This window comes from Lishizhenia sp. (assembly GCF_057456495.1).
On record NZ_JBVCPV010000106.1, the window covers coordinates 1 to 10,489 of the forward strand.

Sequence of the window (10,489 nt, forward strand, 5' to 3'; positions counted from 1 at the left end):
GTTTAAAACTCCCCCATAGGCAAATGCTTAAAAGAAAATCCTTTTTCATTGTAGACCGTTTTGAAAAGGTGAGGATAGTAGTTGTACATCTCTTGGTTCATCAATAATAAAGGTACATCGGCAAACGTTCCATGGAACTTAGTGTACTCCATAAATTGTTCCTCTCCAATAAAAGCTTGCAGTAAAGCATCCTTTTCACCGTCAAAATCCAAAGGTTCAACTTTGGCTATTCTACATACTCTTGTATCAAAGGTGGGACTACATTTTACCCATTTCCCTTCTATGTAAAGTTCAACAAATCCGTGGAAAGCAATCTCCTCATGTCTTAAATAATGCATGAGTTTTTCAACCCCAATGTGATTGATCACATTTGCGTAACCAAGTTTAGTAGGTATTCCAAGTGCACGGGCACCCGCAGCCATAACAATACATTTTTCAACACACCAAGCTCTTTTTTTTGTTAAAATTTGACTTGCCTTTAGCGCCTCAGGGGTAAGGTCTAGGTGGTAGGGGTCGTACAAAAAAGCATCTCTAACCTTATAATACAACTGTACCGCTTTTTCTTTATCGCTTGATAATGAACGTAGGGGAGCTATAAAATTTTGAAGCGCTTCATTTTCAAAATCTAAAAAAGGAGTGGATGCTAAATATTCCTGCATAAATTAAACTTGGTTGCTACAAATATAGAAGACTTCTGCTTTTGATTCTGCTTCTAAAAAGTAAGATACATATCCTAGATTACCTTTTCTTTTTTAATACATTTAGCTTTCACTTCAATTGAGAACACCTTTTAATTTTGAGCATATAGATGGCCCTAAAAATAGACACACAAAAACTCAATACCGTATCGCCTAAGGATACGCTTACTTTCTTAAGTAAAATACGCCTCGGCATTTTCGGAAAGCAAAAACCAGATCTATTTACACGTATCATTTTTTTTATTAATGTATTGGGGTTTTTCGTGTTTTTTTGTTGGGCTGCTATTAGTTATGTAGCCATTGCCTTAAATGATTTGATTCAAAAAAGTAAACAAATCAGTGTAGAAGATATTGTAATTAAAAGGGGAGAAGAGTTAGGATTTGATAAAGGGGAAATCTTTTTAGAAAATTTCAAACAATTTCAGTTTTTAGATATTTTTATCTGGGTTGGATTATTCTGTGGTTTAGTATTCCTGTATCGTAAGAAAGCTATCTATGCTTTATTCTATTTTGGAGCATTAATACTTCATTTTTTATTGATGTTCTATTTGTTAGGAATGGATTACATTCTTAATGATATTTCCATGTTCGATAAAGTAGCTTACGCAGTAATGTTATTCCCCACTTTACTTTATTTCTTCTTATTGAAAAAAGAAAAAACAGACGAAATTAAATATGATGAATAGCTTGAAACAATTCCCCTTGTTTGGTTTGGGGACGTATAAATTATTGGGTGATGAATGTACCAAAGCCGTTGAGTTTGCTTTGGAAAATGAAATTACATTAATTGACACAGCGTCTTTTTATGGGAATGAAGAGGAGATAGGAAATGCGCTTAAAAACTCTACTGTGGATAGGGATAACTATAACGTAGTTACCAAAATATGGACAGATGAAATGCGCGAAGGGAATGTAGAAAAAGCTTTGATGCGCAGTTTAAAAAAGCTCCAGACAGAATTCTTAGATGCATACTTAATTCATTGGCCTGTGGTTAACAAATGGGAAAAGTCCTTTGAACAGATGTTGCGTTTTCAGGAGGAGGGTGTCATCAGAAAAGTAGGGGTGTGCAATTTTAATATTGAACATCTAGAAAAAGTAAAACAAGAGTTTGATGTTTATCCTTTCTTAAACCAAGTAGAAATGCATATGCAGTTTCAGCAAGACGAAATGCAAGTATATTGCAAAGAGCATGGAATACTGGCCCAAGCTTGGCGTCCGTTAATGAATGGAACAATTGGTGAGGTTGAGGTGTTAAAAGAAATAGGAAGAAAATATGAAAAAAGTCCTTACCAAGTAATTTTGAGATTTTTTACTCAAAAAGGAGTAGGGGTGATACCAAAATCGAGCAAACAGGAAAGAATTTTAGAAAATTCGTCAATATTTGATTTTAATCTAACTGATGATGAGGTGATTGCAGTCTCCGCTCTAAATAAGGATTTACGCACAGGACCAGATCCTTTGACCTTCGATTTTTAACATTTGTTAATAGAACAATTTACCCGTGAAGTTGTTACCTTGGTAAATAAATTGTATTTTTGTAAGGAAATTTAGATTTAGTCGTCTAAGTAACGATAAGAATTAAAAGAAGTAGCGATGACAACAGAATTAACAAAATTATGGCATATAGATTCAATCAACTTGTTTGAGGGAATTTCGTTTGAGGATAAAAAGAAAATTGAGCAGCTTACTTCGACTAGGAAATTGAATAAAGGAGAATATGTTTTCTTCCCAGATGATTCATCAGGAGATATTTATTTTTTAGCCAGTGGTAGGATTAAGCTTGGAAAGCACTCTTCAAATGGTAAAGAAAATATCAAAGCAATTATCTATGAAGGAGAAATGTTTGGAGAATTGAGTTTACTAGAGAAAAATCCTTCTTCTAAAAGAGAAGACTTTGCCATGGCAATGGACGAAGATTCTATCGTTTGTACTATCTCTCAAGACAACATGCAAATGTTATTGAAAGAGCACCCTGTTTTAAATGAAAAAGTAATGAAACAAGTTACCAAACGTTTGAAACGTACAGAGAAAAGAATGGAATCTTTAATGTTCAAAGATGCCAGAACCAGATTAGTCGATTTCATTAAAGAGTTAGCAGCAGATTTAGGAAAACCTGTTGGACACGAAATCTTGGTAAAACATAAATTAACGCATCAGGAGATTGCGAGCATTACAGCAATATCAAGACAGAAGGTAACTACCTTATTAAATGAATTGAAAAACGAGGATAAAATTCACTTAGAAAGAAAATCACTTCTAATTAGAGATCTTTCTGATTTGAAATAAGAAATATATTCTCAACAACTTATTACCTTTGCATCCATGATGCAAAGGTTTTTTTTTGAAATTTCCTACAACGGTACACCTTATTATGGATGGCAAGTTCAGCCCAAACAAATCAGTGTACAGGAAACTCTTGAGCAAGCGCTCTCAAAATTAAATAGCAAAAGGCATGTGAAAGTTGTGGGCTGTGGAAGAACAGACACCGGGGTACATGCGCATCATTATATTTTTCATGCCGATTTACCCCAGCATTTTAAAGACATGGAACAGCTTAAATATAAGCTCAATAAAATGCTACCACCTTCTATCGCCATACATACTATTTTTCCTGTAAAGGAAGAAGCGCATGCGCGTTTTGGAGCAACCAACAGAACCTATAGATACTTTATTCGTCAAGAAAAAAATCCTTTTGAAGTTCATACCTCAACCTACTTCCCCAAAGAATTAGATATAGAAGCCATGAACAAAGCTGCCGTGCATTTGTTAGGCAGAAAAGATTTTACTTCTTTGTCTAAATTACACACCGATGTAAAAACAAACATTTGCGACGTTCGTAAAGCCCATTGGTTTAGAGAAGAAAATGGAATGTTGGTATTCGAAATTAGTGCAGATAGATTCTTACGAAATATGGTAAGGGCAACTGTTGGGACTCTTCTGGATGTCGGTTTGGGGAAGATTACTCCTGAAGATATTCCCTTGATTTTGAATGCGAAAGATAGGGGGGAGGCGAAAATATCAGCTCCTGCAGATGGACTATATTTGTGGAAGATAGAATATGATTGGGAGCAAATAAAATTGTAAATCAATCGATTTATAATTGATTGTATCCTTTCATCACTTCCTGTTATTCCATTCAGGGAAATAAGAAGTAGCTTTATAAAAAAAACAAGAGATGATAAAAAGCAAGGCTTTATTTTTACTTGTATGCATCGGTTGGTTATCAAGTTTTTCTATAGCTCAAAATGTTACAGTTTCTGGTAGTATTACTGATGCCACCAATGGGGAAGATATTTTTGGTGCAAGCGTAATTGTAAAAGAGCTTGAAAATACTGGAGCAACAACAAATGTTTACGGATTTTATTCGTTGAGTTTACCAAAGGGGAGCTATACTCTTATTTATAGAGCCCAAGGGTATGACCCTATTGCCAAAGCTGTTGACCTTGATTCTAACCTTACCTTAAATATTCAATTGAATGTTCCTTCAGATGTTCAAGATTTAGAGGAGGTTGAGATTCAAGCCAAAAGAGATAATGATAATGTTACGGGGGCGCAAATGAATGTTACCACCTTAGATCCGAAAGATATAGAAACATTACCGGTTCTTTTTGGAGAAAAAGATGTTATGAAAACCCTTCAATTAACTCCTGGTGTAAAAGGTGCTGGAGAAGGAAATGCAGGGTTTTATGTAAGAGGTGGAGGTACAGATCAAAACCTGATTTTACTCGATGAGTCTACCGTATATAATGCCTCTCACTTACTAGGTTTTTTCTCTGTGTTTAACTCAGATGCCATTAAAGATGTCTCATTGTACAAAGCCGGAATACCCGCAAAATATGGAGGTAGAGCCTCTTCTGTGATGGATGTGGTAATGCGAGATGGTAATAACAAAAAGTTTCAAGCTAGTGGTGGACTGGGGTTAATTTCATCTCGACTAACCCTAGAAGCTCCCATCGTAAAAGAGAAAGGTTCATTCATTGTTTCGGGAAGAAGAAGTTATTTGGATTTATTTCTAAAACTATCCAATGACCCTCAAATCAATTCAACTTCTTTATTCTTCTATGATTTAAATGCCAAAGCAAATTATAAAATCAACGATAAAAATAGAGTATTCATTTCCGGTTATTTTGGAAAGGATGTGTTTGCTTTCTCTGATGAATTTGGTTTTGATTGGGGAAATACAACAGGAACAGTAAGGTGGAATCACATCGTTAATGATAAGTTATTCTCGAATACCTCTTTAGTTTTTTCAAATTTCAATTATCAGTTTACTATTGGTCAAGGAGATGAGAGTTTTGGTGTAGTTTCATCTATCCAGGATTACAATTTGAAACAAGACTTTTCTTATTTTATCAATAAAAACAATACAATGATGTTTGGTTTAAACGCTATGCATCACACTTTCAGTCCGGGTCGTTTAGAAGCTTCTACGGATGATTTTGGGTTCAATGAAATTGAGCTTGACCCACGAAAAGCTTTAGAGTTTGGGTTGTATGTACAAAATGAACAGAAAATAGGGAATCGCTGGTCTTTAATGTATGGTTTACGTTATTCGGGCTTTAACCTAATTGGTTCAGGAACTGCTTATGAATTTGATGAAATAGGAGACTTGGTGCAGCAAACTGAATATAATAATGGTGAATCGATGGCTTACCACCAAGGTTTAGAACCACGTTTTTCTGCAAGTTTTATTCTAACGGAAGTAAATTCTATCAAACTAGGGTTTAATAGAAACTATCAATACATCCATCAGTTGAGTAATGCAACTACAAGTGCGCCGACAGATGTGTATGTACCCTCTTCAAACAATGTGAAACCTCAAATTGCAGACCAGATTGCTGTAGGTTATTACCACAACTTTAGAAAAAACATGTTCCAAACTTCTGTTGAGACGTATTACAAAGCCATGCAAAATCAAATTGATTACAGACCAGGGGCAAGTTTAATTTTTAATGAATTGGTAGAAGGTGAATTAGTTTACGGAGATGGTCAGGCCTATGGAGTTGAATTTCAATTGAAAAAAGTAAAAGGGAAATTCACTGGATGGTTGAGTTATACTCTTTCTCGTTCTTTGAGACAGTTTGACGACATTAATAATGGAGAGAAATTCTCTGCTCGTCAAGACAGAATTCACGACATTTCTGTAGTGATGATGTATAAGGTGAATGATAAATTGGCGTTAAGTGGAAGCTTTGTATACTATACAGGAGATGCGGTTACATTTCCGTATGCCAAATACGAAATTGAAGGATATACAGTGGGGTATTATGAAGAAAGAAATTCCTACCGTATGCCGAATTATCACCGTTTAGATTTAGGGCTAACTTGGTACTTTAAGGAAAGACCAAAGTTTGATCACAACCTTAATTTCTCGGTGTACAATGTATATAACAGAGAGAACGCTTATGCCATTACTTTTAGAGAGAATGAAGATACAGGTGCTACAGAAGCAGTTCAAACAACTTTGTTTAAAATAGTTCCAGCAATTACTTACAATTTTAAATTTAAATAGATGAAAAGATTAATAGCCTTAGGAAGTTTAGTGTTGGTCTTTGCTTCTTGTCAGAAAGTTATAGATGTAAATTTAAATGAGGCAGCCCCACAGGTTGTTATTGAGAGTAATTACTATGCGTCTGGTGACAGTGTAGTGGCTAAATTGAGTTATACTTCTAATTACTTTTCAAACGAAGATTCTGAGAAAATTGCCAATGCAAGTGTTACAATTACAGACCCACAAGGAGTGCCTACAGTTTTGAATAATGCAGGAAATGGAAGGTATGATTTATTCAATTATACTCCGCAATACAATGGAGACTACAATTTAGAGGTTCAACTCGATGGAGTTACTTATTCGGCAAATTCATTTTTAAATGATGTTACACCTTTAGACTCTTTACCCTATCAGTTTATTCCTCAAAGTATTTTTGGAGATTCAGGTTATGTATTGAGCATGTCTTTAACAGATCCAATTGATGAAGCAAATTATTGGAGAGCCATTAGAGTTTCTAGTGATACTGTAAATGATAATGAGGATGAAATCTTTTTGTTTGATGATGAATTTGTAAATGGAAATGTCTTCCAAATACCATTCTTTGCCGACCGATATGCGGTAGGAGATACTATCTTTGTAGAGTTGCGTAGTTTGGATAGAGTTACCTACGATTATTACACAGAATTAATTAGTGTTTTAGGTGGTAATTCAGCAGCTCCAACTAATCCGACAACAAATTGGAACAACAATGCTCTGGGTTATTTTGCCGCATGGGGAAGAGATACTTTGAGCGTAGTAATTGAAGAATAGAAATGGATCAGTTTAAGGATTTTCCTGAAAATAGTAGAGTTTGGTTGTATCAAACCAATAGAGCATTAAGTGCTACAGAGGTAAATTATGTTGATGAAAAATTGAAAGCATTTACCAAAGAGTGGGCTGCACATGGAAAACAGTTGTGGGCCACTGCAGCCATAGTTAATCCTTATTTCGTAGCAGTTGTTGTGGATGAAAGTATCACGCCTCCTAGTGGATGTTCTATCGATGCATCTGTGAAATTTTTAAAAGAATTAGGTGCTGAGTTGGAAGTGGATTTTTTCACACGTATGCAAATCACCGTGGAGGAAGAAGGTAAAATACGCCAAATTCCTTTCCAGGAATTATCAACACAAAACAATGCCAAGGAGTTATTAATATATGACGCTTTGGTTGATAACCTTAAACAATTACGCGGGCAATGGCCACTTCCTGTAAAAGAAAGTAGTCTAAAACAACTGGTGGAAAACTAGTAGTATTTTAATTTAGATTTATTCTTAATAAATTAGTGAAGTGTTTATATTTGCAGCATGAATGTTTTAATCGCAGATAACAATGATTTGATTCGTGTAGGCTTACAAACTGTCCTGGCTTCAACCGTTGGAATCCAAGTTGTGGCAGAGGCTTCGTCGAATGAGGAATTGTTAGAGCGTGTAAAGGCATTTGACATTGATGTAATTCTTATTGATTACACATCTCCAAAATTTTCTATAGATATTATCCCTCAGCTTTTGGGAGAAAAAAAGAACTTGAGATTTGTTGCAATAACACCCGATCAAAGTGCGCAAACGGTTGTACATGCTTTGCGTTCGGGAGTAATGTCGCACATCAAAAAAGATTGTGATATCACAGAAATTATCAACTCTGTACAAGAAACAGGAATAGGGAATCAATTCTTTTGTGGACAGATTCTTGAAACGATTCAAAAGGCAAATATCGATGTTGAGGATATTAACCTAGAAAACTTTTCATGTGAGCCTGTTATTTTATCAGAAAGGGAATTAGAAATTATCGTGAAAATAGCAGAAGGTTTCACCAATGCTCAGATTGCAGAAATGCTTCATTTAAGTACGCATACAATCAATACACATCGCAAGAATATTATGGCCAAATTGGGGGTGAAAAATACGGCGGGTATCGTTATGTACGCTGTGAAATCTGATTTGGTGAGTCCGAATAAATTCTTGTTTGCCTCGGATAGTTAATCACCACAAATCACTTAAATCAAGGTCCTTAATATATTCACTGAGTATTTGTTTATTGCTTTGAACTTCTATCCATTGGACATGGTTTAAACTGATGATTTGCCAAAGTTCAACGTAATATCCATTGTATATAAAAAGATATACTCTATGACTAGGTGTTGACCTTACGCCAACATAATCGCCGGCATTTTTCAGGAGTTCCAATCGCTCCTCAAGTCTTAATTTTCTGAATTCTCTTTCGCTGTACATACACCTAACAACAATTTATAAATAAATTTTTGAACCCTTTTGATGCAGAGTTGTACTTTTAGGTGTGATGAGGAAGATAATTTACATATTGTCCATTTTTAACGTCTACTTTTTCAGCTTTTCACAGCAGAATGAGTTGGAGTATAAAAATAAGAATACGATATCTAATCAGGTAGAGAAAAAGGAAGTTGAACCGGTTCAAGATGAAACGACTGAATTTTTCGATAACAATCGTTTAAACCAAGCGTTTGAAAGTGCTAAAAGTGAATTTAGCCTCCAATATAAATTGTTGCAAACGCAAACTTCAAAAAAGAGTTTTGATCAAAAAGAACGCGAAGTTTTAGATAAACAGTTAGCGGTGATGGCGCTGACGGGTAAGTCTACATTTGAGTATAACTTTTACAGTTATTTGGCGGGTAATTACGATACTGACAAATTCGATTATTTGGAAAAAGCAGCTTTTTTATCTCCAGGTAATTCAGAGGTGTGGGAAGAGATGCTCGGGTATTATTACATCATGAATAATGAGCTGAAAGCTCAAACCTACTTAAAGTTGTTGAAACAGAAGGAAGTTTATGACAGGAGTTTAATTGACTATGCCAAAGATGTTTTAAAGTCTGTAGAAAATGGTGTGTTACTTACGCATGGAGAAAGAGATACTTATCCATTACTAATCGCTAACGAAGAATTAGGGCTAGATGTTGAAATCATAAATATTGATTTTTTAACGAGTGATACATATAGACAAAGTTTGAGAGAGAAAGATTATGTACTACCAGAAGGGCAATTCATCAATACTGTTTACGTGAACATGTTTTTAAACTTAAATAGTGATAAAAAGATACACGTAGCCATGACCTTACCGAAAGATTATCTATCATCACTCAATGAAAAGCTAGCCACTAAGGGGTTGACATACAGGTTTAACGAAGAGGTGAGTTACAAAGTCAATCAAAAAATATGGAATTCTCTTGATAAGGTCATCTTAAAGAAGGAGAGTAGATTGGCGCAAAGCTTGAGTGCTAATTATATTCCTTTATTAAAATTTCTATATGAGGCTGAAAAGAATGAAGAGCTGAAGAAGAATTATAAGGAACAAGTTAAGGTAATACTTAAAGGAATAAATAGAGAAGATCAATTGAATACGTTGCTGGATTCTGAAAAATGAGATTGTTTAAAAGAGATTTTAGTGCATTGAGTGATGAGGAGCTCGTTGTATGGATGTCCAAAGGGAAAAAGGTTGCCTTTGATCATTTATACGAACGATATGCTGCTGCTATGCATTACTTTTTTCAACAAAAACTTAAAAAAGACAAAGAGAAAGCAGAAGATTTTGTACACGATTTATTTGCCAAATTAATCCAGAAACCAGAATCCTTTGATCCGGAAAGAGTCTTTAAAACATGGTTGTATTCAGTGGCCAATAACATGGTGAAAAATGAATACAAAAAGATGCAGGTTCGTTCCAATACTCAAAATGGATTAGAAGACGACTATGGAATTCTCGATGAGAGTAGAGGTAGTCTGGAAATTTTACATTGGCAAAATTTTGAAGAAAAATTAGAGGGTGTTATCGAAGATCTGGATGTGAAACACAGCGAGGTTTTCCAATTGAGGCATTTGCAAGAGATGAGCATTAAGGAAATTGCAGAAGTACTTTTGATAAATGAAGGAACGGTTAAATCTAGATTGTTTCATGCCCACAAAAAGGTAGCAGAGAGGATGAAGGAATTTGATCCTAAAAATAGGAGGTAAAGAATGAAAGAAGAATTAGATCATATCATCAAGCATAAAAATTACCGCGACTTAAGTGGTGATGAGTTGCGTTTGTTAGAGAAAGAAGGAATATCTAAGGATGATTTTATCTCGCTTAAATTGTTCTTTCAGCAAATGGAGATAGATAAATCAGAACGTCTTGAGAAATTGGAATCGGTTAAGGCAAAGTTGGATGATTTGTTTGAAAAGAAACACGGAAAAGGAGGATTAACGCTTTGGAAGAACAATAAAGCTTTCTACGCTCAGCCTATTTTACA

12 protein-coding genes are annotated in these 10,489 nt (G+C 35.0%); 11 read left to right on the forward strand and 1 reads right to left on the reverse strand.

Translation table 11 applies throughout. The features are described from left to right. Positions 1 to 2 precede the first annotated feature (2 nt). Positions 3 to 659 (reverse strand): transglutaminase-like domain-containing protein, encoded by a 657-nt coding sequence (locus AC22ZQ_RS08810; protein ID WP_318958414.1) that lies wholly within the window; start codon positions 657 to 659, stop codon positions 3 to 5. 149 nt (positions 660 to 808) lie between these two features. On the opposite strand from AC22ZQ_RS08810, the gene AC22ZQ_RS08815 reads away from it, so the two are divergent. From AC22ZQ_RS08815 to AC22ZQ_RS08865, 11 genes are all read left to right on the forward strand, one after another. After that, positions 809 to 1,384, forward strand: coding sequence for a hypothetical protein (locus AC22ZQ_RS08815; RefSeq protein ID WP_318958415.1), 576 nt, complete (start codon positions 809 to 811; stop codon positions 1,382 to 1,384). Next, positions 1,374 to 2,174, forward strand: a complete 801-nt coding sequence (locus tag AC22ZQ_RS08820; protein WP_318958416.1) for an aldo/keto reductase — start codon at positions 1,374 to 1,376, stop codon at positions 2,172 to 2,174. Before AC22ZQ_RS08815 ends, AC22ZQ_RS08820 begins: the two co-directional genes overlap by 11 nt. 117 nt (positions 2,175 to 2,291) lie before the next feature. Then, positions 2,292 to 2,984: a Crp/Fnr family transcriptional regulator gene (locus AC22ZQ_RS08825; RefSeq protein ID WP_090247440.1), complete on the forward strand. Its 693-nt coding sequence runs from the start codon at positions 2,292 to 2,294 to the stop codon at positions 2,982 to 2,984. A gap of 36 nt (positions 2,985 to 3,020) precedes the next feature. Then, on the forward strand, positions 3,021 to 3,782 hold the full coding sequence (gene truA / locus AC22ZQ_RS08830; RefSeq protein WP_318958417.1) for a tRNA pseudouridine(38-40) synthase TruA: 762 nt from the start codon (positions 3,021 to 3,023) through the stop codon (positions 3,780 to 3,782). Between the two features lie 91 nt (positions 3,783 to 3,873). Beyond that, entirely contained in the window at positions 3,874 to 6,210 is a 2,337-nt protein-coding gene (locus tag AC22ZQ_RS08835) for a TonB-dependent receptor (RefSeq protein ID WP_318958418.1), read from the forward strand. Further along, the gene (locus AC22ZQ_RS08840; RefSeq protein WP_318958419.1) at positions 6,211 to 6,999 is read left to right on the forward strand and encodes a DUF4249 family protein; all 789 of its coding nucleotides are present in this window, start codon (positions 6,211 to 6,213) and stop codon (positions 6,997 to 6,999) included. Positions 7,000 to 7,001: 2 nt separating this feature from the next. Beyond that, entirely contained in the window at positions 7,002 to 7,475 is a 474-nt protein-coding gene (locus AC22ZQ_RS08845; protein ID WP_318958420.1) for a hypothetical protein, read from the forward strand. A 57-nt stretch (positions 7,476 to 7,532) separates the two neighbouring features. Beyond that, a complete protein-coding gene (locus AC22ZQ_RS08850; protein ID WP_318958421.1) occupies positions 7,533 to 8,207 on the forward strand; it encodes a response regulator transcription factor in 675 nt (224 codons plus the stop codon). 316 nt (positions 8,208 to 8,523) lie between these two features. Next, a complete protein-coding gene (locus AC22ZQ_RS08855) occupies positions 8,524 to 9,624 on the forward strand; it encodes a hypothetical protein (RefSeq protein ID WP_318958422.1) in 1,101 nt (366 codons plus the stop codon). Continuing rightward, positions 9,621 to 10,211 carry an RNA polymerase sigma factor gene (locus AC22ZQ_RS08860; protein WP_318958423.1) on the forward strand — a complete coding sequence of 197 codons (591 nt, stop codon included), beginning with the start codon at positions 9,621 to 9,623 and terminating at the stop codon, positions 10,209 to 10,211. The genes AC22ZQ_RS08855 and AC22ZQ_RS08860 overlap by 4 nt, the downstream gene beginning before the upstream one ends. 3 nt (positions 10,212 to 10,214) lie before the next feature. Further along, on the forward strand, positions 10,215 to 10,489 hold a 275-nt coding region (locus AC22ZQ_RS08865; RefSeq protein WP_318958424.1), incomplete at its 3' end, for a hypothetical protein.

Excerpts from the sequence above, each read along its gene's own strand:
- AC22ZQ_RS08810 (WP_318958414.1), bottom strand. The coding sequence starts at position 659 with ATGCAGGAATATTTAGCATCCACTCCTTTTTTAGATTTTGAAAATGAA.
- AC22ZQ_RS08815 (WP_318958415.1), top strand. The coding sequence starts at position 809 with ATGGCCCTAAAAATAGACACACAAAAACTCAATACCGTATCGCCTAAG.
- AC22ZQ_RS08820 (WP_318958416.1), top strand. The coding sequence starts at position 1,374 with ATGATGAATAGCTTGAAACAATTCCCCTTGTTTGGTTTGGGGACGTAT.
- AC22ZQ_RS08825 (WP_090247440.1), top strand. The coding sequence starts at position 2,292 with ATGACAACAGAATTAACAAAATTATGGCATATAGATTCAATCAACTTG.
- truA (WP_318958417.1), top strand. The coding sequence starts at position 3,021 with ATGATGCAAAGGTTTTTTTTTGAAATTTCCTACAACGGTACACCTTAT.
- AC22ZQ_RS08835 (WP_318958418.1), top strand. The coding sequence starts at position 3,874 with ATGATAAAAAGCAAGGCTTTATTTTTACTTGTATGCATCGGTTGGTTA.
- AC22ZQ_RS08840 (WP_318958419.1), top strand. The coding sequence starts at position 6,211 with ATGAAAAGATTAATAGCCTTAGGAAGTTTAGTGTTGGTCTTTGCTTCT.
- AC22ZQ_RS08845 (WP_318958420.1), top strand. The coding sequence starts at position 7,002 with ATGGATCAGTTTAAGGATTTTCCTGAAAATAGTAGAGTTTGGTTGTAT.
- AC22ZQ_RS08850 (WP_318958421.1), top strand. The coding sequence starts at position 7,533 with ATGAATGTTTTAATCGCAGATAACAATGATTTGATTCGTGTAGGCTTA.
- AC22ZQ_RS08855 (WP_318958422.1), top strand. The coding sequence starts at position 8,524 with ATGAGGAAGATAATTTACATATTGTCCATTTTTAACGTCTACTTTTTC.
- AC22ZQ_RS08860 (WP_318958423.1), top strand. The coding sequence starts at position 9,621 with ATGAGATTGTTTAAAAGAGATTTTAGTGCATTGAGTGATGAGGAGCTC.